General features: G+C 65.6%; 21 protein-coding genes. 12 read left to right on the plus strand and 9 right to left on the minus strand.

The window, feature by feature from the left end; translation table 11 throughout:
• Window positions 1-86: 86 nt before the first annotated feature.
• Window positions 87-1,880, minus strand: coding sequence for a hypothetical protein (locus Q5H89_RS04995; protein WP_305018200.1), 1,794 nt, complete (start codon window positions 1,878-1,880; stop codon window positions 87-89).
• A 93-nt stretch (window positions 1,881-1,973) separates the two neighbouring features.
• Here Q5H89_RS04995 and Q5H89_RS05000 point away from each other — a divergent pair, with 93 nt between their 5' ends.
• The 3 genes from Q5H89_RS05000 to Q5H89_RS05010 are packed head-to-tail and all read left to right on the plus strand — an operon-like array spanning window position 1,974 to window position 3,848.
• On the plus strand, window positions 1,974-2,504 hold the full coding sequence (locus Q5H89_RS05000; protein ID WP_305018201.1) for a 3-hydroxyanthranilate 3,4-dioxygenase: 531 nt from the start codon (window positions 1,974-1,976) through the stop codon (window positions 2,502-2,504).
• 9 nt (window positions 2,505-2,513) lie between these two features.
• Window positions 2,514-2,705, plus strand: a complete 192-nt coding sequence (locus Q5H89_RS05005; RefSeq protein ID WP_305018202.1) for a hypothetical protein — start codon at window positions 2,514-2,516, stop codon at window positions 2,703-2,705.
• Window positions 2,706-2,726: 21 nt separating this feature from the next.
• Window positions 2,727-3,848, plus strand: a complete 1,122-nt coding sequence (locus Q5H89_RS05010) for a glycosyltransferase family 39 protein (RefSeq protein WP_305018203.1) — start codon at window positions 2,727-2,729, stop codon at window positions 3,846-3,848.
• A gap of 16 nt (window positions 3,849-3,864) precedes the next feature.
• Here Q5H89_RS05010 and Q5H89_RS05015 read toward each other — a convergent pair whose 3' ends face one another.
• The 3 genes from Q5H89_RS05015 to Q5H89_RS05025 all read right to left on the minus strand — a co-directional run bounded on the left by Q5H89_RS05015 (window position 3,865) and on the right by Q5H89_RS05025 (window position 5,251).
• The gene (locus Q5H89_RS05015; RefSeq protein WP_305018204.1) at window positions 3,865-4,170 is read right to left on the minus strand and encodes a hypothetical protein; all 306 of its coding nucleotides are present in this window, start codon (window positions 4,168-4,170) and stop codon (window positions 3,865-3,867) included.
• 85 nt (window positions 4,171-4,255) lie between these two features.
• The gene (locus tag Q5H89_RS05020; RefSeq protein ID WP_305018205.1) at window positions 4,256-4,549 is read right to left on the minus strand and encodes a hypothetical protein; all 294 of its coding nucleotides are present in this window, start codon (window positions 4,547-4,549) and stop codon (window positions 4,256-4,258) included.
• 117 nt (window positions 4,550-4,666) lie between these two features.
• A complete protein-coding gene (locus Q5H89_RS05025; protein ID WP_305018206.1) occupies window positions 4,667-5,251 on the minus strand; it encodes a 2'-5' RNA ligase family protein in 585 nt (194 codons plus the stop codon).
• A gap of 139 nt (window positions 5,252-5,390) precedes the next feature.
• On the opposite strand from Q5H89_RS05025, the gene Q5H89_RS05030 reads away from it, so the two are divergent.
• Window positions 5,391-7,052 carry a hypothetical protein gene (locus Q5H89_RS05030; protein ID WP_305018207.1) on the plus strand — a complete coding sequence of 554 codons (1,662 nt, stop codon included), beginning with the start codon at window positions 5,391-5,393 and terminating at the stop codon, window positions 7,050-7,052.
• Window positions 7,053-7,075: 23 nt separating this feature from the next.
• Here the strand turns inward: Q5H89_RS05030 and Q5H89_RS05035 are convergent, their stop codons facing one another.
• Window positions 7,076-7,777: an HAD family hydrolase gene (locus tag Q5H89_RS05035; RefSeq protein ID WP_305018208.1), complete on the minus strand. Its 702-nt coding sequence runs from the start codon at window positions 7,775-7,777 to the stop codon at window positions 7,076-7,078.
• Window positions 7,778-7,859: 82 nt separating this feature from the next.
• Between Q5H89_RS05035 and pafA the strand changes: the two genes are divergently transcribed.
• From pafA to Q5H89_RS05055, 4 genes are all read left to right on the plus strand, one after another.
• Window positions 7,860-9,560, plus strand: coding sequence for an alkaline phosphatase PafA (gene pafA, locus Q5H89_RS05040; protein WP_305018209.1), 1,701 nt, complete (start codon window positions 7,860-7,862; stop codon window positions 9,558-9,560).
• Between the two features lie 67 nt (window positions 9,561-9,627).
• The gene (locus tag Q5H89_RS05045) at window positions 9,628-10,176 is read left to right on the plus strand and encodes an inorganic diphosphatase (RefSeq protein ID WP_305018210.1); all 549 of its coding nucleotides are present in this window, start codon (window positions 9,628-9,630) and stop codon (window positions 10,174-10,176) included.
• A 188-nt stretch (window positions 10,177-10,364) separates the two neighbouring features.
• Window positions 10,365-11,225 (plus strand): hypothetical protein, encoded by an 861-nt coding sequence (locus Q5H89_RS05050; protein ID WP_305018211.1) that lies wholly within the window; start codon window positions 10,365-10,367, stop codon window positions 11,223-11,225.
• A gap of 301 nt (window positions 11,226-11,526) precedes the next feature.
• Window positions 11,527-12,807 carry a tetratricopeptide repeat protein gene (locus Q5H89_RS05055; RefSeq protein WP_305018212.1) on the plus strand — a complete coding sequence of 427 codons (1,281 nt, stop codon included), beginning with the start codon at window positions 11,527-11,529 and terminating at the stop codon, window positions 12,805-12,807.
• A gap of 59 nt (window positions 12,808-12,866) precedes the next feature.
• Here the strand turns inward: Q5H89_RS05055 and Q5H89_RS05060 are convergent, their stop codons facing one another.
• The gene (locus tag Q5H89_RS05060; protein WP_305018213.1) at window positions 12,867-14,411 is read right to left on the minus strand and encodes an NAD(P)H-hydrate dehydratase; all 1,545 of its coding nucleotides are present in this window, start codon (window positions 14,409-14,411) and stop codon (window positions 12,867-12,869) included.
• A gap of 3 nt (window positions 14,412-14,414) precedes the next feature.
• Between Q5H89_RS05060 and Q5H89_RS05065 the strand changes: the two genes are divergently transcribed.
• The 4 genes from Q5H89_RS05065 (at window position 14,415) to sdaAA (ending at window position 18,432) form a co-directional block, all read left to right on the plus strand.
• Window positions 14,415-14,996: an RBBP9/YdeN family alpha/beta hydrolase gene (locus tag Q5H89_RS05065; protein ID WP_305018214.1), complete on the plus strand. Its 582-nt coding sequence runs from the start codon at window positions 14,415-14,417 to the stop codon at window positions 14,994-14,996.
• A 61-nt stretch (window positions 14,997-15,057) separates the two neighbouring features.
• A complete protein-coding gene (gene msrB, locus Q5H89_RS05070; protein WP_305018215.1) occupies window positions 15,058-15,519 on the plus strand; it encodes a peptide-methionine (R)-S-oxide reductase MsrB in 462 nt (153 codons plus the stop codon).
• A gap of 64 nt (window positions 15,520-15,583) precedes the next feature.
• Complete coding sequence (locus Q5H89_RS05075) at window positions 15,584-17,476, plus strand: M48 family metallopeptidase (protein ID WP_305018216.1); 1,893 nt, start codon at window positions 15,584-15,586, stop codon at window positions 17,474-17,476.
• Window positions 17,477-17,535: 59 nt separating this feature from the next.
• Window positions 17,536-18,432 (plus strand): L-serine ammonia-lyase, iron-sulfur-dependent, subunit alpha, encoded by an 897-nt coding sequence (gene sdaAA, locus Q5H89_RS05080; RefSeq protein ID WP_305018217.1) that lies wholly within the window; start codon window positions 17,536-17,538, stop codon window positions 18,430-18,432.
• 79 nt (window positions 18,433-18,511) lie between these two features.
• Here the strand turns inward: sdaAA and Q5H89_RS05085 are convergent, their stop codons facing one another.
• The 3 genes from Q5H89_RS05085 to Q5H89_RS05095 form a co-directional block, all read right to left on the minus strand.
• Window positions 18,512-19,693, minus strand: a complete 1,182-nt coding sequence (locus Q5H89_RS05085) for a hypothetical protein (RefSeq protein ID WP_305018218.1) — start codon at window positions 19,691-19,693, stop codon at window positions 18,512-18,514.
• 125 nt (window positions 19,694-19,818) lie between these two features.
• On the minus strand, window positions 19,819-20,880 hold the full coding sequence (locus tag Q5H89_RS05090; RefSeq protein WP_305018219.1) for a hypothetical protein: 1,062 nt from the start codon (window positions 20,878-20,880) through the stop codon (window positions 19,819-19,821).
• 34 nt (window positions 20,881-20,914) lie between these two features.
• The gene (locus tag Q5H89_RS05095; protein ID WP_305018220.1) at window positions 20,915-22,291 is read right to left on the minus strand and encodes a LutB/LldF family L-lactate oxidation iron-sulfur protein; all 1,377 of its coding nucleotides are present in this window, start codon (window positions 22,289-22,291) and stop codon (window positions 20,915-20,917) included.
• Between the last annotated feature and the right edge of the window lie 45 nt (window positions 22,292-22,336).

The raw sequence follows: 22,336 nt of genomic DNA on the forward strand, positions 1-22,336 counted from the left end.
GTTAGTGCTGCGAGCAAGATGCTTCGGCAAGCTCAGCATGACGGACGTCCTGCCGACGCTCGCCTCTACGCTTGCTCCTTAACTTCTTAGCTTCCGGGCTTCAGCACCACGTAGTTACCCTCATAAGCCGGTACCACCTGCTCGATGTAGCCGGCAGGCAGCAGCCAGCGGCGCAGCAGCTGGTAGGCCGGCTGGCCGGCCTGGGGCGGGTGCACCACAAACACCGCCGCCGGGTAGCGCTGCCGAAACGCCAGCACCTCGGCTGGCGTGGGCGCGGGTTGCAGGGCCAGCGAGTCGGGGTGCTCCTGGGCTAGTAGCAGCGTGCGCAGCACCGGCTCGTGGGCGAAGGCCGCAAACGTGGCGGCCGGCACCCGCGAGAGGTAGCCGCCGCGCAGCGCCTGGCCGTGCACGGTTTGGTAAAACAGCTCCTGGGCATCCATGTGGCCCACCTGCCGGTAGCCATCAAGCAGCCCTAGCGGAATAGGGAATACCACCGGGCCGCCCCCGGCCGCCGCCACGCGGTAGGCCACCGGCACATCGGCAGTGCGGATGAGGGCGCGCGGCGTGGGCTGAAACTCCAGCAGCACCCCTAGCAGCAGGGCGCCTGCCACGGCCCACTGGCCAGCGGCCGGCCAGCGCCGCAGCCAGCCATCGAGGCCGATACTGGCCGCCAGCGGCAGCAGCAGCGAGGCCAGCATGACGTAGCGCACCGGGCAGCGGATATTATTGAGAAACGGCACGAAGTGCACAATGCTGGTGGGCATCCGCAGCAAGTCTTTGCCGTGCCAGCGCAGCTCGGGCATGGTAAGCAGTATAAACAGGGCTAGCAAAAACCAGAAGGGCCGGGTTTCGGCCGGCACGGGCGCCGCGGCGCCGGGCCGACGCCGGGCGGCTACCGCCAGCCCTAGTGCCAGCAGCGGCAGCAGGTAGCCCAGAAACGACACGTTTTCGGTGGAGGCCGGATTGTGCAGGCGCGGGCTTTGCCAGAAGGCTTGCGTGGCGGGGGTGGCCAGCCAGCGGCTGTCGTTGGGAGGCACCAGGTAGCCGGCCAGGTCGCCGCCCCACCACACGCCGGCCTTGTCGTCGAGCCCGGCCAGGGCCAGGCCCCGCGAGATAAAATGGCCTAGCACGAACACGATTACCAGCCCGGCCCAGGGCTGCCAGCGGCGCCAGCTCAGCTCGCCCAGCCGCAGGCCCCACCACGCGGCGTAGCCCGCCGAAAACCACAGCAAGCCCGCCAGGGTGTAATAATCACTAAATAAGGTTATTAGCAGCAGCACAATTGCCCACGCCACCTGCCGGCGGCTGCGCACCTGCGGCACCCAGCGCCCGGGCGCAAACGCCAGCCCATCCAGAAACGCCAGGATATAAAAGGGCACCGTGGCTGTGAGCAGCACGTGGTAGTGCTCGGCCCAGTGCGCCAGCTTGAAGGGTGAAAACGCGAACACGAAGCCCACCAGCGCGCACAGCAGCGGCTGCCGCACCCAGCGCCCCGCCAGCCGGGCGGCCCCTAGCCCACTCAGCACGAAGCTCAGCAGCAGGCCCACGTTTACGGCCCAAAACTCCTGGCGCAGCAGCACATTGAGCGCCCCCAGCACGGGCGTGTAGGTGTGCAGCCACAGCCCGGTGCCCTGCGGGTAGAGCAGCATGGGGGTAAAAAACGGGTTGTGGCCGGCCGCCACCTGGTGCTGAAAATTCCAGGCGTTCCAGATGTACTGGTTGGCGTCGCTGTGCGGATTGCCCACGAAGGCCGTGCTCCACTGGCGGCCCAGCGGCCACGAAAACCAGAAAAACAGCGCCGCGTAGGCCAGCCCGGCCAGCAGCAGGCTGCGCCAGCCCAGCGTGTTGGCTGGCGCGCTGGCAGGTAGAGAATGGGGCATGCGCGAAGGGGCCAGCCACCCGGCCGGCCTCAACAAAAGTAGCGGCCGCGCAGTAGCTAGCTTTGCGCCTCTCGCCTTTTTGCGCCCCTCGCCATGCCCGTTGCCCGCCCCTTCAATTTTCAGCAGTGGATTGCTGAGCACCGTCATTTGCTGAAGCCGCCCGTGGGCAACCAGCAGATTTTCAAGGACAACAAAGACTTCATCGTGATGGTGGTGGGCGGCCCCAACGCCCGCAAAGACTACCACGTGGACGAGGGCGAGGAGCTGTTCTGGCAGCTCGAAGGCGAGATGACGGTTAAGATTATTGAGGATGGCCGGCCGGTTGACATCGTTATCGGCCCCGGCGACATGTTTCTGCTGCCGCCCGGCGTGCCGCACTCGCCGCGCCGCCCGGCCGGCACCGTGGGCCTGGTGCTGGAGCGCTACCGCACGGCCGGCGAGCTGGATGGCTTTCAGTGGTACTGCGAAAACTGCGGCCACAAGCTCTACGAAGAGTACGCCGAGATAACGGACATCGTGGCCCAGCTGCCGCCCATCATGGACCGCTTTTGGGCCAATGATGCCCTGCGCACCTGCCAGGTGTGCGGCACCTACATGGAGGCGCCGGCCAAGCCCGTAGCCTAGCCAGCCAGCATGAAGTCGCGCCTCGTTTTTTGGTTTGCCGCCGCGCTGCTCATTCTGGCGCAGTTTCAGGACCGCCGCTGGAAGGGCCTCGAAGTATTTGACTGGGACCAGGGCGGGTACTATTCGTACCTGCCGGCCACCTTCCTGTACGGCGACCCCGGCCGGGTCGACTCGTTGGGCAAGCTGGTGCAGCAGCGCTGACCCGCCGACCGCGACCACTCGGTGGCCTCGCTCGGCATTCACCGCTTGCCCAACGGCCGCTACGCCACCAAGTACCCGCTGGGGGTGGCCGTGGGCGAGCTGCCGTGGTTTGGGGGCGCGCACCTGTTTGCCCGCCTGCACGGCGACCCGCCCAATGGCTACTCGCGGCCCTACCAGCAGGCCGTAATGATTGCCGGGCTGCTCTATGGCCTGCTGGGCTTGTGGGTGTTGCGCAAGCTGCTGCGCCGCTACTACAGCGACCAGGTGGCGGCCTGGACACTAGCCGGTATTGCCTTGGGTACCAACTACTTTCTGTACACCAGCTACGAGGCGGCGCTTTCGCACGCGGTGCTGTTTTTGTGGCAGGCCTCGCTGCTGTACTGCACGGCGCGCTGGTACGAGGCGCCGCGCCGCCGCTGGGCAGCGGGCATCGGGCTGTTTTTGGGGCTAGCCACCCTGTGCCGGTTTACCGAGGCGCTTTATGTGCTCGTGCCGCTCACCTGGGGGCTGAGCAGCGCGGCGGCCTGGGGGCAGCGGCCGGCCCTGTGGGCCCGCCACCTCGACCAGCTGGCCCTGACGGCCGCGCTGGGGCTAGCCATCGTTAGCACTCAGCTGTTTTTCTGGCATACCGTGAGTGGGCACTGGCTACTCGATGGCTACCAGGGCGAGGGCTTCGATTTTAGCCATCCGCACTTACTCGAAGGCTTATTCAGCATAGAAAAGGGCTGGTTTATTTACACCCCGCTGGCGGCGGTAGCGCTGCTGGCCGGCCTGCCGCGGCTGCGGCGCTACGTGCCGGCCGCCGTGCCCCCCACGCTGGTGCTGCTGCCCCTGCTGCTGTACCTCACTTTCAGCTGGACGCAGTGGGGCTACGGCTGGACGTTCAGCACCCGCCCGCTCGTTAGCGTTTATCCGCTGCTAGCCCTGTCATTGGCGGCGCTGCTGGCGGCCGGGCTGCGGCCGGGCGCCGCCAGCGGCGTGGCCGTGCGGGCGCTGGTGGCCGGCTGCATCGTGCTGAACCTCTGGCAAACCTGGCAATACGTGGGCGGGGTACTGCAAGGCGAAGGCTACACGGCTAAGCTATACAAGGAGCGGTTTTTCTGGCGCAAGTTTCCGCCGGCCCCACCGCAGCCCACTCCCTAGCCAGGGCCGCCAGGGGCTAGCCAGGCACAGCCAAGTGAAATAAAGCCTCCAGCTGCAGCAGGCGCAGGCAGTGGCGGAGTGGCGCATTCACGTTGCGCAGCCAGATGCGGGCGCCCGCCCGGCGCAGTAGCAGCAGCTGCGACACCACGTGGCTGACGCCAAGCGTGCGCTGGCAAACGAGGCTGCGGCAGTCGATGTACAGCGGCGGGCACTGGGGCAGGGCGCACAGGCGTTGCACGGCATCGGCATTGTCGAGGTCGACGGTGGCAATACGGTCGATGGGCCCCGGTGGTATGGAGCAAAGGTGGGCAGTTGGGTTCATAGTGGAAAGAGAATAGAAGTACGAAAAAGCCGCCGATGCACAGCAGCAATTTAAATGCAACCTATTATTAATCAGCCGGCTACTACTAGGCAGCGCGAGCCGGTTCGGGTTCGGGCAAGTGGCGCGGGCGCTGGCAGAGCGGCCGGCTGAAATCGCCGGCCAGCAGCTGCCGCAGCTCGGCTTCGGGCGGCACGGGGCCCCGGTAGCGCAGCTCGCCGGCCGCCAGGCTGCCGGTGTATAGCGCTACCTCTTCGCTGCTGGCGGGCACAAACACGCGCAGCACGCCTCGGGCGCCGGGCCGCACATAGGTGGTGCCCGGCTCGGCAGGCGCCCACTGAATGGGAAAGAATCCGGCTTCGTCCAGCTGTAGTGACAACATAGCTACCCCGTATTCAAGTACTAAGTGTGTGGTATGCGATAACAAATTTAAGCAACTACGGGCACTGGCTTTTACTCACAAACGCGTAAAAGCCACGTTTTTATACTGATTTTCTGCCTAAGTATTTCCCCTGAGCTGGCACTTTAGCACCGGCTGCTGCCAGCCGCCGCCCAGCCAGCATGTGGCGCGCGGCTGCCACTGCTGGCCATCGTGGCGAAACAGCGTGAGCTGCGCCGCTACAAACGCCGCCGCGTAGTGGCGCCCGGCAAAAAGCTGGCGCAGCGCGGGCACCTGGGCCGGGGGCAGGTCGCGGGTGGCCAGGGTGAGGTGGGGCGTGTAGGGGCGGTTTTCGGGCCGCACCTGGGGCAGGTGGGTGGCGCACCAGGCTAGCAGCCGCGCGTGCAGGGCCCGCAGGGCATCTCCCTCGCTTACCCACACAAACAGCGTGCGGTCGCCAAACCAGGCAAACCCATCCAGCGCCACCTCAAATGCAGCCTCGCCCGCCGCAAAGGCGGCTAGCGCCCCCGTGCAAGCCGGCTCAAAGTCAGCCGCTTGCCGCGTAGGGGGCAGCAGCGTAAGGTGGGGTGGCAGGCGCACGGCGTTGCGGCTGCCCGTGAGGTCGTGCACCTCCTGCTTGAGCGCCCAGATTTGCGAAAAAACGGGTTCGGGCGGCAGCAGGGCTACCAGGTAAAGCGGTTGCATACCTGCGCAACGCAGGGCCACGCTACCCGGTTGTGCGCAGGGCTAGCCAGAAGGCTGAACTGCTGGAGGCCGGAAGCTGCCGGAATTACTTTCGCCTCCGCCTTGGTTTTTACGCTGCCCTATGTTGTTGCGCCCTCCTTTGCTTTTCGTACTCTTCTTGCTGCACGCGCTGGCCGGCCGGGCTGCCGGCCCGGTGCTGGCGCTGCACTTGCGGCCCACCTACGCCCACCCGGGCCGGGCCAATGGGCTAGCCGTGGCCTACAGCCTCACGCCCCGCACGGCCCAGCCCCGGCCGCTGGACCTGCGCTTTGATATGCTGGCGCCGTTCCTGGTGCGCAACTCAGACCAAGTAACCCAGTTGGTGGTGACGGATGCCCGCGGCCCGGTGGCCATGGCCCGGCCCACGGTTAAGGCCGCGAATGGCCAGCGTATTCAGCACTGGCGGGCCAGCCGGCTGGTGGTGGGCACCGTGCGCGTGGCCTACCGGGTGCCGGTGGCCAGCGCCATTGCCCCCAAGCGTGGGCCCCACCTCGATTTGCAGGCGGCGGGCGGCGGGGTGGCGGGCGCCGGGCAGGGCTTTTTACTGCTGCCGGCCCTGCCCGCGGCGTTTACGCTGCGGCTGGCCTGGCAGCTGGTGGCCGGCGCCACGGCCGCCAGCTCCTACGGCGCGGGCAACCTCACGGCCCGCACCACGGCCGACGAGCTGGCCACCGCCCAGTTTCTGGCCGGCCCGCTCTACCACTACCCGGCCCACCCTAGCGGCCGGGGCTTCAGCGTGTATGGCCTGGGCAAAACCGCCGCCGAGCTGGATGCCCCCATGGCCGCTGCCGAGCGCGTGTATGAGCTGGAGCGGCGCGCCTTTGGCGGCTCGGCCACGCAGTCGTTCCGGTTCTTCTTTCGCTCGTACCCGGGCAGTCCGTTTTCGAGCGGCGTAGCCTCGCCGGGCGTTTTTATGCTGTACCTGCCGCCGAGTGTGTCGGTGGCCGACGTGCAGGAGCGCGCCACCATTGCCCACGAAATGGTGCACGCCTGGGGCCTGAGCCTGAAAGCCGCCCCCATGGTTGACGACTGGTACACCGAAGGCATTGCCGATTACTTGGCCCTCACGCTGCCCTACGCGGCGGGCCTCTACACCCCGGCCGAGTACCTGGCGCTGATTAATACCGACGCGAGCTTTTACTACACCAATGCCCGGCGCCTTACGCCCGACCGCGACGTGCCCGCCGGCATGTGGGCCGGCCGCAACGCCTGGACGCTCTCCTACGCCCGCGGCATGCTCTACTTCGCCAACCTCGATGCTAAGCTGCGCCAGGCCGGCAGCCCGCACACCGTGCTGAGCCTGGCCAACGAGCTGCTGCACATGCAGCGCGCCGGCCACGCCCCCACCGCCCACGACTGGCTAGCACTGCTGCGCCGCGCGGCCGGCGCGTGGGCCGTGGCCGACTGGCAGGCTATGGTGGCCGGCCAGCTGCTGCGGCCCGCGCCGGGCGCCTTTGGGCCGGGGGTGGCCAGCCGCCCGGTGCCAACCGGCTTTTTCGACCTGGGCTTTGCCGAGCCGGTGGCGCTGCAGGCTGGCAAGCGCATTAAGGGGCTAGTGGCGGGCTCGCCGGCGGCACTGGCAGGGCTGCACGAGGGCGACGAGCTGACGGCAGCCGTTAACCTGATACCCATCTACGGCAGCTTCAGCCAGCCCATTACCCTGCACGTGCGCCGCGGCGCCGATACGCTTGCCATCACGTACCAGCCCCGCACCGGCCAGGCCGAAGCCTGGGAATGGGTGGCGGCGCCCGGCCCGCGCTAGGCTTTTGCGGGCTGGGCTAGCCGCTAGGCCCGGCCTTTATCGGGCCTGGGTGCGGCTCCTACCGCCTCAAACGCCGTGCGCAGGCTAGCGGGCGTCAGCTCGGTGAAGTCGCGGATGACCAGCAGCGGCGCCTGAAAATCGCGGCCCGGCAGCGTCGAGGCCACGGCTACGCAGTGCATGTGGGCGCGGTAGGCCGCCTGCTCGCCCAGCAGGGCATCTTCGAATACCACGCAGTTTTCGGGCTTCACGCCCAGCTTTTTGGCGGTCACGGCGTAGGTGTCGGCGTGGGGCTTGCCCTGGTCCACGTCGTCTTTGGTAATCACCACGTCGAAGAAGCGGCGCAGGTTAAGCTCATCCAGAATGTAGCTGATGGTTTCCTGGCCCGAGCCGGTGCCGAGCCCGATTTTAAGGCCGGCGGCGCGGGCCGCTTCCAGAAAATCGACCAGGCCGGGCAGGGGCCGGCGGTCGTCCCAGTACAGGGTGCGGTAGAGAAACTCGCGCTGGCTGGCAAATGCTTCGAGCTTGTCGGCGGGCTGCGGCTCGTCGCCAAAAGCTTCTTTCAGAATTTCGGCGGCCGGGGCGCCATTCAGGCGGCGCAGCAGCTGGGTAGCATCCACTGGCAGGCCCTGGTCGCGGAAAAAGAGCTGGAAAGCGCGGGCCTGCACGGGGGTATTATCGACCAGGACGCCGTCCATGTCGAAGATGAGAGCTTGTAAATCGGGCATCAGCAGAGAAGGTAACCTTGGCATGATGCAGCCTGAATAAGCCGCACGGTATCTTTGCCAGCCTCTCTTTACCGGCTTTTGGATGAAAAAGATATTGCTGCTCGCTTTAATAGCCTTGCCCGCGCTAGCCCAGAAAAAAGGCCCGGCGCTGGCCCGGCCTAAGCTGGTGGTGGGCATTGTGGTCGACCAGATGCGCTACGACTACCTCTACCGCTACTGGGATAAGTTCGGCAGCGGCGGCTTCAAGCGGCTGCTGGGCGAGGGCTTTAGCTACGAAAGCTGCCACTACAACTACGTGCCCACCTACACCGGGCCGGGCCACACGAGCGTATTTACGGGCACCACGCCGGCCACCCACGGCATTGTGGGCAACAACTGGTTTGAGCGCGAAACCGGCAAAACCACGTATGTAACTGACGATAAAACGGTGCAGGCCGTGGGCGGCACGGCGGCGGCCGGCCAAATGTCGCCGCGCCACAACCTCACCACCACCATCACCGACGAGCTGCGGCTAGCCACCAATTTTCAGAGCAAGGTTATTGGCGTGTGCATTAAGGACCGGGGCAGCATCCTGCCCGCCGGCCACGCCGCCAACGCCGCCTACTGGTACGATGGCTCGAACGGCGGCTTCATCACCAGCACCTTCTACACCCAGGCGCTGCCCGAGTGGGTGCAGAAATTCAACGCCGCCGGCCACGCCGCCGAGTACCTCAGCCAGCCCTGGAATACGCTGCTGCCCATCGGGCAGTACACCGAAAGCACGCCCGACGACGTGGCCTGGGAGGCCGCCTTCAAGGGCGAGGCCAAGCCCGTGTTCCCGCACGACCTGCCCGCGCTGAGCGCCACGCCGCCCGCCGCCGTGAAGGCCAACGAAAAGGCCTCGGGCGAGAAGCAGCCCGCCGCGCCCACCCGCAACCTCGACCTCATCCGCTCCACGCCCTTCGGCAACTCGCTCACTGCCGACTTTGCCCTCGAAACCCTGCGCCAGGAGCAGATGGGCCAGCGCGGCCAAACCGATTTTCTGACCCTCAGCTTCAGCAGCACCGACTACGTGGGCCACCAGTTTGGCACCGCCGCCATCGAAACCGAGGACACCTACCTGCGCCTCGACCAAGACCTGGCTAGGGTCCTCGATGCCCTCGACAAACAAGTGGGCAAGGGCCAGGCGCTCGTGTTCCTCACCGCCGACCACGCCGCCGACCAGGCCGCCGGCTTCCTGGAGGCGCACCGCCTGCCGGGCGGCGGCCTGGGCGTGGCCCCGCTACGCGACTCGGTGCAGCGCGCCCTGGTGCGCCTGCACGGCCCCGGCCAGTGGATACTGGACTTTGAGAATCAGCAGGTTTACCTCAACCGCGAGCTGCTAGCCCAGAAGAAGCTGGAGATGGCCAAGGTGCAGAATGAAGTAGCCGAAATTCTGCGCCTGCAGCCGCACATCGCGCAGGCCATCTCGGCCACCGACCTGCAGCGCAACGCCTGGCCGGTGGGCCTGAGCATGTACCAGGCCAACGGTTTCTACGCCCCGCGCTCGGGCGACGTGCTGTTTGTGATGTCGCCGGGCTGGCTCGAAGCCTACTCCTACCCCGTGGTGAAGGGCACCACCCACGGCGCTAGCTGGGCCTACGATACCCACGTGCCGCTGCTGTGGTGGGGCTGGCACGTGCGCCAGGGCGAGTCGAGCCAGGAAGTTAAAATCGTGGACATCGCGCCCACCGTGGCCCGCTACCTGCACATTCAGGAGCCTAGCGGATGCAGCGGCGTACCGCTTTTGGAGGTGATGAAATAGGCACTTCGGCGCCAGGCCGTTTCTTTACGTTATTGTTTTAATTCCATTCCATTTTCCCTACCCTACAGTGGCCCAATTCAACCCCTGGCACGACGTATCGCGCGGCGATAACCTACCCGAAACCGTAACCGGCGTCATCGAAATTCCGAAAAACAGCAAGGGTAAGTTTGAACTCGACAAAGACAGCGGCCTGCTGAAGCTCGACCGCGTGCTTTTTTCGGCCGTGCACTACCCCGCCGCCTACGGCTTCATTCCGCAAACGTATTGCGACGACAAAGACCCGCTCGATATTCTGGTGCTGTGCTCGGTCGATATCCCGCACATGTGCCTCGTCGAGGCCAAGGTTATCGGCGTGATGCAGATGCTGGACCAGGACGAAGAAGACGATAAGATTATCGCCGTAGCCGCCCACGACGTATCGGTGAACCACTACAACGAGCTGGCCGACCTGCCGCCCTACATGATGCGCGAAATGCAGCGCTTCTTCGAAGACTACAAAGCCTTGGAGCAGAAGCAGGTAATCGTAAAGCAGTTTCTGGGCCGCGAAGATGCCTACCGCATCATCAACGAGAGCATCAAGCTCTACGAAGAAACCTTCGGCGGCGAGCAGCAGTAGCCGGGTGGCTAGCCCTTGCTAGCGCCGGGCGGCCGAAAAACGAACGTCATGCTGAGCTGGCCGAAGCACCTTGCCCGCATCGTTGGATTACTAATCTCAACGGCGCGAGCGAGATGCTTCGGCCAGCTCAGCATGACGTTCGTTTAGTTTAATGCGGGTTGCCCCGTTCTTTCCCCTATTCCTAGCCCATGCCCGCCGCCCGCCGCGCCCTGCCCCTGCGCCTGCTCGATGCGCTGCTCTTCAGCAGCGGGTGGCTGGCCGCCGCCGCCGCCGCCCAAACGGCCGTGACCCTGCGCCTGTGGCCGGGGCTAGCCAGTGGCGCGGTAGGCCTGCACGTGGTGGTGCTGGTGTTTGCGGCCACGCTGCTCACCTACAACCTCGATGCGGCGCTGCCCTTCAAGTACCGGCAGCCGGCCGGCGCCTCGGGCCGCAAGGCCTGGCAGCAGCAGCACCGCCTGGCCCTGGCGGCGCTGGCCGGCGCGGCGGCGCTCTCGGGCGCCTACCTGCTGCTGGCCGATGGCTGGGTGCATTTTTTGCCGGTGCTGCTGCCGCTGGCGGCCCTGGCCATCGGCTACTCGTGGCCGGTGCTGCCGTGGCGGGGGCGCTGGCGGGCCATCCGCGAGGTGCCGCTACTGAAGGTTTTTTTGATTGCCGGGGTGTGGACGGCCGTAACGGTGGGCCTGCCCGCGCTGGCGCTGCGCCAGCCGCTGGCCTCGGTAGTGGGGCTGGCGGGCCAGCGGTTTTGCCTGGTCACGGCCCTGGCCATTGTGTTTGATATTCGGGATTATAGCCGCGACCGGGCCGTGGGCCTGCGCACGTTTCCGGTGCTGCTGGGCGTGGGCGGGGCCAAGGCCGTGTCGCTGGCGTTTCTGGCCGGGGCGCTGGCGCTGGGGCTAGCCCGCACTGCGCCGCCGCTGGCCGTGCTGCTGCCCACGGGCCTAGCCGCCGCCGTGGTGCTGGCCGCCCAGGAAACGCGGGGCGACTATTTCTTCGCCCTGCTCACCGATGGCGTGCTGCTGCTGCCGGCAGTGGCTTATCTACTGGTGTAGCAGCGGTTTGGGTTGGGCCGCCGGTTATCGATGGCTATCGATGGCGCAGGGCGCTGCCCTGTGCCGACTACTTTGCCAGCCGCCGGCGCCGGCACGCGCCGGGCGAGTTCTCTCCACAAGCAGCCTGCCGCCCTTACTTTTTTGCATTACTCCGGCAGTAGCTATTGGCAAATTTCAGTTAGCAAACCGCGTTTTTGAGTATGCCAGGCCGGCCGGGGCCCAAAATACCCGCAGCAATGGCAACCGTAGCCGGCCAAATGGAGTAGCCCCCTAGCGCCCACGCCACCAAGCCAGTTAGCCTATGCACTGCTCTACTTTTCTGCGCCCCTGGCTGCTCACTGGCGGGCTTGTGCTAGGCCTGCTGGCCGGCAGCCAAACCGCCCGCGCCCAGGGCCAGCAGCCCGGCACGCCGCCCGTGCCCGCCATGCCCGAAATTGCACTCGACAGTGTGCGGGCCGTGCCCCAGGCGCTCGATATTGCCGGCTGGCTGCTGCTCGACAAAGACATTCAGCTGGAGCTGGGCGGGGCGGTGCAAAACCTCTACAACTTCAAGTTTGACCGGGCCGATAAGCAGTTCCATTCCTTGCAGCGGCGCTATCCCAAGCACCCGATGGCTTACTTTCTGCTAGGCCTGAGCACGTGGTGGAAGATGATGCCCACCAACGTGACGGACACCCGCTACGACAAGCCCTTTCTGGCCTACCTCGACACGGCCCAGACCCGCGCCGAGGCGCTCTACAAAGCTGATAACCACAACTACGAGGCCTGCTTTTTCTTATCGGCGGCCTATGGCATGGAGGCCCGCCTGCACGCCGAGCGCCACAACTGGCGCAAGGCCACGGTGGCGAGCCGCCGCGCCCTCGTTTACTTCGAGAAAAGCCAGGAAGCCAACGGCTTAAGCTCGGAATTTTTGTTTGGAGCCGGCCTCTTCAACTACTACGCCGTGTGGATAGGCGAAGAATACAAGTGGTTGCGGCCGGTGCTGTTTTTCTTCCCGAAGGGCGACCGCGAGCGCGGCTTGGCCCAGCTGCGCCAGGTGGGCAAAACGGCCTTTTACACCGGCACCGAGGCCAATTTTTTCTTGGTTACCATCCTCAACAGCGACCGCGAGAAGAAGGCCGCCGAGGCCTACCCGCTGGCTCAGCAGCTCGCCACGCAGTTTCCCGACAACTCGCGCTTTCAGCTCGACTATGCCAAGCTGGCTTTCAAGCTCGGCAAGTTTGAGGAGAGCGAGGCGGCCAGCCGCGAGGTGCTGCGCAAGTATGCCGCCGGGCAGGTGGGCTACGACGCCTACTCGGGCCGGGCCGCCACCTACATCATGGGCTACCTGATGCAGTACAAATACCACGACCGCCCCCAGGCCAAAGACTACTACCAGCGCTGCATGGCCTACTCCGAGCAGGCCGGCATGGCCAGGCAGGGCTACTACATTTTTGCCGAAACCGGGCTGGCCCGCCTCGCCCTCAATGAGAGCGACCCCGCCACGGCGCGCCGCTACTACCGCGCCGTGCTCGAGCACAGCGATAACGGCGAAGACGCCTACCTGGAAGCCCGCGACTGGCTGCGCAAACACCCGCAGTAGAGACAGTTGAAAGTGCAGCGTTAAAAAGAATGAGCCTGCTTTTAACGCTGCACCTTTACTTAAGCAGTAAGCGCCGCCAGCGCCGGCCCAAGGTGCTGCACCAGGTCGCCGGCCACCAGCCCGGCTTCGCCGGTTTCGGCGGCGGCCAGGTCGCCGGCCAGGCCGTGGGCCAGCACCGCCAGGCGGGCGGCCAGCAGGGCAGCGAGGCGCTGGTCGGCGCGCAGGGCCAGCACCAGGCCCGTGAGCACGTCGCCGCTGCCGCCGGTGCCCATGCCGGGGTTGCCGGTGCTGTTGAAATACACCTGGCCATCGGGCGCGCCCACGGCCGTGTAGGCGCCTTTCAGAATGACCACACACTTGTGCTTTTGGGTGAACTCGCGCAATAGCTCCAGCCGGTGGTAGTCATCGCGGGCCTTTTCGGTGAGGCGCGTAAACTCGCCGATGTGGGGCGTAAGTACCGTGTTTTCAGGCAGTAAGGCGAGCAGCTCGCGGTGCTCGCCGAGCAGGTTGAGCGCATCGGCGTCGATGACGAGCGGCACCCTGGCCTCGCGCAGCAGCTTTTCGAGCACGGCGCGGCTAGCCCCGGCCTGGCCCAGGCCGGGGCCGATGCCCACCGCCTGGTAGGATTTCAACTCCGGCAACTCGCTAATGAAATCAGCCTGCGCATCGGGCAGGCACATGGCTTCGGGCCGCGTGGTCTGAATAATGTCGTAGCCGCAGCCCGGCACCGCCACCGTGAGCAACCCCACGCCGCCGCGCAGGCAGGCCCCGCCAGCCAGCACGGCCGCGCCCACTTTGCCCCGGCTGCCCGCCAGCAGCAGCGCGTGGCCGAAGGTGTTTTTATAGGCAAACTTGCCGCGCTTGGGCAGGGTCACATCGGGCTGCCGGGCAGCCAGCGCGGCATCGAAGCCGCCGGCGCCCGGCAGCCGCGTGAAGTGCCAGGGCGTGTCGGCCTGCCCAATAAAATCGGGGCTCAGGCCAATGTCTACCACGTGCCATTCGCCCACGTAGTCCGCATTTTGCGGCAGCAAAAAGGCCAGCTTGGGCAGCCCGAAGCTGATGGTGTGGCTAGCCCGCACCACGGGCGCCTGGGGGTTGGGCTGGGGTGCATCGGCCAGCAGGCCGCTGGGCAGGTCGATGGCCACCACGCGGGCGTGGCGGTCATTCAGGTGCCGCACCACGGCGGCGGCCACGCCATCGAGCGGGCGGCTGAGGCCGGTGCCAAACAGGGCATCCACGACCAAAGTGCCGGGCTGAATATCAGGCAGCTGCTCAGCGCTTAGCTCTTGAATAGCAATGACTTTGGGCAGCACGTGGTGGTTGTACTCGTAGTCGTCGGAGTACTTGGCGGCCGGCAGCAGGCCTAGCCGCACGGCGTAGCCGGCCAGGTACAGCAGGCGGGCCAGGGCCAGGCCATCGCCGCCGTTGTTGCCGGGGCCGCACAGCAGCAGAATTTCGCCCGCCTCGGCCGGGGTGTAGTGCTGGTAGAGCCAGCCGGCCAGGGCAATGGCGGCGCGCTCCATGAGGGCCGTGGAAGTGGTGCGCTGCTCGCGGATGGTGGCCTGGTCGAGCGCGCGGATTTGAACGGCGGAAAGGAGTTTCATAGGGTGTTTTTTACGCAGGAAGCGGCCCGCGGGCTACTTTCGGCCATGCAAAGAACCGTTCGCTTTTTCATTGTGCCCGGCCTGGGCAGCTCGGGCCCCGCCCACTGGCAAACCTATTTCGAGCGCCAGAACCCGGATTTTACCCGCATTCAGCAGCGCGAGTGGGATGCCCCCGACCGCGCCGAGTGGGTCGAAACCATCGAGCAGGCCCTGGCCGGCGAAGATTTGGCCAACGTGGTGCTCATCGCCCACAGCCTGGGCTGCGTAACGGTGGCGCACTGGGCCAATACCTACGGCCACCGCATCAAAGGCGCGCTGCTGGTGGCGCCCAGCGACGTGGAAACGGCCCACTACGCCGAGTTTCCGACCACCGGCTTCGGGCCGATGCCGTTGCAGCGGCTGCCTTTCCCGAGCAAAGTAGTAACGAGCACTACCGACCAGTGGGTGACGCCGGAGCGCGCCCAGCAGTTTGCCGAGGCCTGGGGCAGTGCGCTGGTGGCCATTGGCGATGCCGGCCACATCAATGCCGCCAGCGGCCACGGCGAATGGCCTGAGGGTCAGGCGCTGCTGCAAGAGTGGGCCTAGCAGTTGAACCCTCCGGGGTGGCATACGTTTTACTACTACCAAACCCCCAGCAACCGATTTTATGCAAACTTGGAACGACGTTATCCGCCTGGCCAACCACGGCGCCCCTACCCCGCCCCGCCGCGTGGAGAAAACCCCCGCCGAGTGGCGCGCCCAGCTCACGCCCGAGCAGTACCACGTAACGCGCGAGCACGGCACCGAGCGTGCCTTTACCGGCGAGTATTGCGAGGCCCACGAGGCCGGCCTCTACGCCTGCGTGTGCTGCGGCACCCCGCTCTACGACTCGCGCACCAAGTTTGAGAGCGGCACCGGCTGGCCCAGCTTTACGCAGCCCGTGGATGAGGCCGCCATCAAGTACAAGAAAGACACCAGCTACGGCATGACCCGCGTGGAAGTGCTCTGCAACGTGTGCGATGCCCACCAGGGCCACGTATTCCCCGATGGCCCGCCGCCCAGCGGCCTGCGCCTGTGCATCAACTCGGCCAGCATCAAGCTGGTAACGACTAAAGAGCCGGCCGCTTAGTATATTCAAACAAAGTAGTAGTTTAGGCGCAGATTGGCCCCAATGGCCAGTCGGCGCCTTTTCTATGCCCGGCATGACCCACGAGGCCTTCGCGGCCAAGCTCACCGACCTGCTGCCCAAAGCCCAGGCCAACCCCACTGCCTACCGCCGCCGCGTGCAGGCCTGGGTGTGGCTGGGCTACGGCTTCATTGCGCTGCTGCTGCTAGGGTCTTTTGCGCTGCTGGGCGGCCTGCTGTGGGCGGTGGTAGCCGTGGGCGTAGCGGGCATTATTTTCAAGCTGCTGATACCAGTAGTGTACTTTGTGTGGACGCTGCTGCGCTCGCTGTGGGTGAAATTTGACCCGCCGGCCGGCCGCGAGCTGAGCCGCGCCGAGGCTGCCCCGCTGCACGACCTGCTGCGCGCGCAAACCCGCGCCCTGCGCGCCCCGGCCGTGCACCGCGTCATCCTGACTACCGATTTCAACGCCGCGGCCATGCAGCTGCCGCGGCTGGGCCTGCTGGGCTGGCCGCGCAACTACGTGCTGGTAGGCCTGCCACTGCTGCAAACCCTGACGCCGGAGCAGGCGGCCGCCGTGGTGGCCCACGAGCTAGGGCACCTGCGCGGTGGCCACGGCCGGTTTGCGGCGCTCACGTACCGCGTCAATCAGTCGTGGGCGCAGCTGGTGGGCAATCTGGAGCAGTCGGGGCGCCGCAGCATCGTGCGGGGCTTCACCGAGTGGTACGTGCCGCGCTTCAATGCCTGGTCGCACCCGCTGCGGCGCACGGCCGAGTTTGAGGCCGACGCGGCGGCGGCCCGCATCACGAGCCCCGCTGCGCTGGCCGGGGCGCTGTGCGCCATTGAGGTGCGCGAGCCGGCGCTCGACCAGCTGTACTGGACGCCCCTCAACAAGTCGCTGGCCGTGGAGCCTGCCCCGCCCGCCGACCCCATCAGCCGGCTGCTGGCGGTGGCCCGCACCGCTAGCCTGCCCGCCGAGGAAGAAAGCGCCCTGCTGCGCCGCGCCGCCGAGGCCGACCCCGACCCGTTTGACACGCACCCCACGCTGGGCGAGCGCCTGGCCGCGCTGGGCCAGCCCGTGGCGGCTCCCGCCCCACCCGCCACCACGGCCGCCGAAGCCTGGCTGGGCGCCAGCCTGCCGGCCCTGGCTCAGGAGCTGGACACGAAGTGGCGCCAGGAGCGCGCCTCCTTCTGGCGCGAGCGCCACGCCGTGCTGCGCGACCAGCTTAGCAGCCTGAATAAGCTGAACGAGCAGCTAGCCGGTGGCACCGCCCTGGCCGAAGCCGATGCCTGGACCCACGCCGACCTCACCGAAGACCACGTGAGCGAGGCCGAGTCGTTGCCGCTGTACCGGGCGTTGTTCGACTCGGCCAAGTACGGTGCGCCGGCCCGCTTCGCGGTTGGCCGCATTTTGGCTAGCCAGGATGACCCCGCCGGCCTGCCCCTACTGGAAGAAGCCATGCGCAGCAATCCTGATTTTGTGGGGCCCGGGCTAGCCATTCAGCAGGGCTACCACCAGCGCCAGGGCGACCGCGACGCGGCCCGGCAGCTGGCGAGCCGGCAGTACCACCACGCCGACTTCACCGACCTGGTAGCGGCTGAGCGCCAAGGCTGTACCCAACAAGATGTTTTGCTGGCGCACGGCCTCTCCGACGAGGAGCTAGCCCCCGTGCTCGCCGTGCTGGCCGACCCCGCCAACCGCGTGGGCCGGGCGTGGCTCATGCGCAAGCAGCTCACCCACCTGGCCGCCGAGAAGCCCTATTTCATCCTGGTGCTGCGGGCCGATAAAGGCAAGGGCCTCAACACCGACGAGGAAGTGGCCAACTGGGCTAGCCTCTTGACGCCCAAGATAGTACTACCCAGCTCGGGCCTGGCAGTGCCCATTATCAACGAGTTTATGTGGGTGGGCAAAAAGGCACTGGCGCTGGCCGGAAGCGAAATTTACCACCGCCAGCTGAGCTAATTTCGCGGCCCGCCTGTTGGGGCTCTTACCGTAGCTTCTACCCCCTAGCCCACCCTTTTATGTCCTTGCTCTTCACCGATTTTGCTTCCTGGCAGGCCCATTGCGCCGCTACCGGCGAGCCCCTCTTCCAGCCCGTGCTGGCCTACGAGATTGAGCAGAAAGGCGCCACCGAAGAAGCCATCTGGCCCACCTTGCAGCGGGCCTACGATGTGATGCGCGACGCCGTGCACGAGGGCCAGACCGGCAACATGACCTCGCGCTCGGGCATGATAAACAACGGGGCCAAGAAGATTGCCGCCTCGCCCGTTACGGTGCTCTCGCCCGAGTTTAAGCAGCTCATTGTGAGCGCGCTAGGGGCCAAGGAGGTAAACTCGTGCATGGGCCGCGTGGTGGCCGCGCCCACAGCCGGCGCCTCGGGTATTTTGCCCGGCGTGCTCACCACCATTCAAAAGCTGCACCACCTCGACGACCGTAAAATATTGGAAGGCTTGCTGGTGGCGGCGGGCATCGCGCTCATTATCGAGCAAAACGCCTCGCTGGCCGGCGCCGTGGGCGGCTGCCAGGCCGAAACCGGCTCGGCGGCCGCCATGGGCGCCGGCGCCATTGTGTACTGCCTGGGCGGCTCGGTAGAGGAAACATTTGCCGCCGTGGCCATTACCATTCAGTGTATGCTCGGGCTGGTGTGCGACCCCGTGGCGGGGCTCGTAGAAGTGCCCTGCGTGGTGCGCAACGCCTCGGCGGCGGCCATCGCGTTCTCGTCGGCCCAGATTGCCATCGCGGGCGTCGACCCGGTTATTCCCGTCGACCAGTGCGTGGCGGCCCTCGGCGAGGTGGGCCAGAGCATGGAAACCCGCTACAAGGAAACCGCCCTCGGCGGCCTGGCCAACACTAAGCGGGGCCGCGAGATTGAGAAACTGGTGCTGGTGCAGGACGTGAATATTCTGCCCGACGAATAGAAAGCGAATGTTGTTTTTATACACCAAAAGCGCTCTCGGCCAGTGGCCGGGAGCGCTTTTTAGTTGGTGCAGTCAGGGCTTATTGCTTCAGCACGCGCAGCGTTTGGGGGCCGGTGGGCAAGGCTAGCCGCGCCACGTACACGCCGGCGCGCAGTGTTCCGGCACTGATAATGAGCTTGCTAGCCCCAGCCGGCAGCGTGTCTATTGGCTGGCGCAGCACCTCGCGGCCCAGCGCATCGGTGAGGGTGAGGGTGGCCGCGGTGGCCGCCTGCGGCAAGGTCACGAGCAGGGCCAGCTTGTCGCCAAACGGGTTGGGGACGGCGGCCAGCTGCGCGGCCGCCAGCGCATCGAACTGCACGCTGCGCACCGGCGAAAACGTGCTCGGGCCGCTCAGGTCTACCTGGCGCAGGCGGTAGTAGCGCAGGCCGGTTTTGCCGGCCTCCTGGTCGCGGAAGGTGTAGGTGCGGGCCGTTTGGCTGGTGGGGGTAGGTGCTGCCACGAAGCCAAGTACCCGAAAATCAGTAGCCTCGCCGCTCAGGCTTACCTGCACCTCGTAGCCGGCGTTATCGGTTTCGGTAGCGGTAGTCCAGCTCAGCTGGGCATCGGCGCCCTGGCGCTGGGCCGTGAAGGCGGTGAGCGCCACGGGCATGGGCGCAACCGTGAAGCTGAAAGTAGCCTTGTAGTTGGCATTTGCATTGTTCTCAACCACATCGGCTTCATTGCTGGCTTGGGCCGTCCAGTACACTTCAATGGTGTAAGTGCCGCTTGCGGTAAGGCCAGCCAGCAAATCAACGGGAGCAGGCGTGTTATTGCCTTGGCTATTAGACACATTCGTCCATTTCTGATTGCCGTTCGTACCGTCAATATTATCGTCAGAAAAGGCTGGGTTGGTTTGCGTAAAACCACCTGGGGTATTGCCCACGAGGTAGACCCGATAGTAGAGCCGGGCGCCCGTTACATTGCTGCCATTATTTTTGAAGGTCTTGATTTCTTCGCCCAGCACCAGCGACTGCCCGGCCGTGAATGCCCCGAAGTCTTTCCCGCTGAAAGCAGTGCTACCAGCACTGTTGGCCCCGCCCGCATAATACTGAAAGCCAGCGCCGTTCGGATTGACAATCGCATAGTCTTGGTAAATGCCGAATGCTGCCCAAGCCGGGTGATGTAGCAGGCAGGCCAGCACGCACATAATGCCTAGCAAATACTTGCTACCTAGTGCAGTTGTAACATAACCCGATTTAGCCAAAGGTACCAAATGGCGCATACTAAGTAAGTGGGAATAGGGGTTGGGTAGAATGCCTGAAAAAGCAGCCTTAAAAATACCCCGCCCCTATGAGTATTCTCTGAAAATTCAGTACTTTGCTCAGCCCGGCATGCGAATGTATTCTTTTACTTACTGGCCGGGTTGGGGGCCATCAGGAGCTTTTCCAGAAAATTGAGCGCCTCGGCGTAGCGCCGGCGGCGCTGGTAGTAGTGTTGCCAGGCTTCCTCCTCACTAGGGCGCAGCGGCAGGCCGGCGGCGCGCAGGTCTTGCCAGGCCAGGGCAAACGTGTGGCGGTCGGGCGTGGCGTTGGCCTGCTCGGTTTCGGAGCGCAGCTCGGCCGGCTCGGTGCCCGACTTCTTATTAAAAAAGCGGTGAATGCGATTGAGCGCCAGGCAGCCAGCCTCGAACGTAAGCTCGACCTGGCGCGAGCGCGGCACGTCGAGCGCCGAGAACAGCAGGTTGGCCGCGTCGAGGATGAGGCCGGCGGCCGTGACCCACGAGCGTCCGGCCTGCGGCGAACGGAAGAAGGCCAGCACCGGCAGCGAGGTGTGGCTTTCGTCAATCTCCACAAACCACTGCTCCCAGGCCAGCCACTGCTGGTCGTCGTTCTCGAAGCTCTGGTCGTGCCCTAGCCAGCGCAGCAGCCCGCAGGCCGAGTTGGGGATGCCGGCCCGCAGCTCTAGCTGGGCCACCACCGTTTCGCGCCGCGAAAACGCCTGGTAGATGGTGGGCAGAAACGAAATGAGCAGCGTAAGCAGCAGCAGGCCCAGCGTGGCCTCGGAATAGCTGAACACGTTGACTACAAACCCATTCTGCTTGGTGGTGCCCAGCGTAAGCAGCGAGCTGCCGCTAAGCTCGTAGCTCTTGGTAAAATCCTCGACGCCCAGCGCCCAGTAAATGCCCGTGTAGCCCAGGCCCACCAGCGCCAGCCAGCCAATGGGCAGCGCCACCAGCCCCACCGGCGCGTAGTGCGACATGATGCGGTCGCGGTGGGCATAGTTGCTGGCCCGCCGCGCGGCGAAATCGAACAAGGCGCGCACCCCGCTGAATACAAACACGTTGAGCCGCACCGACTCGTTGCGCGGCAGCACAAACGAGCGGATGGCCCCCGACACGGTGGTAATAACGAGCCAGCCGCCGGCTAGCCCCGCCAGCAGGCGTACCCCATACTCAACAGGTGATGACATGGCCCGTTGTACGGGCCAGCCTCCTAAATCGCTGCTAGTGGCTAGCCTGCCACAGCTGCCGGAACGACTTGTCGGCCACCTTCAGGCTTTCGCGGCGCTTGCGCCAGCCGGCCTGGTCGAGCAGGTAGCCGAGGCTGAAATCCTTGAGGCGGCCGGGCAGCACATCGAGCGCCCAGCGGTGGCGCATACTCCAGCGCCAGAGGCCGATGGCGACTTTCTCGACCGGCGCATTGTGGCCTTCGGCCACACTCTGCTGCCTATTGAGCAGCAAGAGGTTGTGCAGGTTAATGCGCACCGGGCACACGCTGGTGCACGCCCCGCACAGGCTGCTGGCAAAGCTCAGGTGCTGGTGCTCTTTCAGGCCGCTCAGGTGCGGGCTGATAACCGAGCCGATGGGCCCCGAATAGGTGGTTTCGTAGGTGTGGCCGCCGATGTTTTTGTACACCGGGCACACGTTGAGGCAGGCCCCGCACCTAATGCAGCGCAGCGCCTCGCGGCGGTCGGGGCGGGCTAGCAGGTTGGTGCGGCCATTATCAAGCAGAATCACGACCATCTCTGCGGGCCCGTCGGGCTCGCCGGGCTGGCGCGGGCCGAAGTATACCGTATTATACACCGTGACCTGCTGGCCCGTGCCGCTGGTACTGAGCAGCGGCCAAAACAGGTCGAGGTCGGTAAGCTGCGGGATAATCTTTTCGATGCCTACCACTGCAATGTGCAGGCCCGGGAACGTAGCCGAGAGCCGGGCGTTGCCCTCATTCTCCGTCACGGCCACGCCGCCTTCCTTGGCAATCAGGAAGTTGCCACCCGTGATGCCCACCTCAGCCGAGGTGTACTTATCGCGCAGCAGGTGCCGGGCCGTGAGCACGAGTTGCTGGGCATCGTCCGTATGCTCGATGCCGAGGTGCTTCACGAAGATGTTGGCAATGTCGGCCTTGCTCAGGTGCATGGCCGGCGTCACGATATGATAAGGCCGCTCGCCGTTGAGCTGCACAATGTATTCGCCCAGGTCCGTCTCCACCGACTCTATGCCCCGGCCCTGTAAATACTTGTTAACGTGGATTTCCTCGGTGGTCATGCTCTTGGCCTTCACCACGGTGCGCGTGCCCCGCGCCTCGGTGAGGCGGCCGATTTCGGCCAGGGCCTCCTGCGCGTCGTTGGCCCACACCACGCGGCCGCCCCTGGCGGTGAAATTCTTTTCGAACTCCAGCAGGTACTCATCCAGCTTTTCGAGCACCTGCGCCTTGAGGCTAGCGGCGCGGGCGCGGGCCAGCTCGTGGTCGGCATAGTGCTGCAGGCCGGCGCTCACGGCCGCGTCGTACTTGCCGATATTGAAGCGGATTTTGCGGCGGTGTTCGAGGTCGAAGGCTTTGCGTTCGGCGTCGGTCTGGAACTGGAGCGCGAGGTTTCGCAAGAGTACAGGAGATTTTGCGAGGGCAGGGTAGAGCAGACTAGCTAG

Source organism: Hymenobacter cheonanensis (genome assembly GCF_030581075.1).
Lineage (GTDB): Bacteria > Bacteroidota > Bacteroidia > Cytophagales > Hymenobacteraceae > Hymenobacter.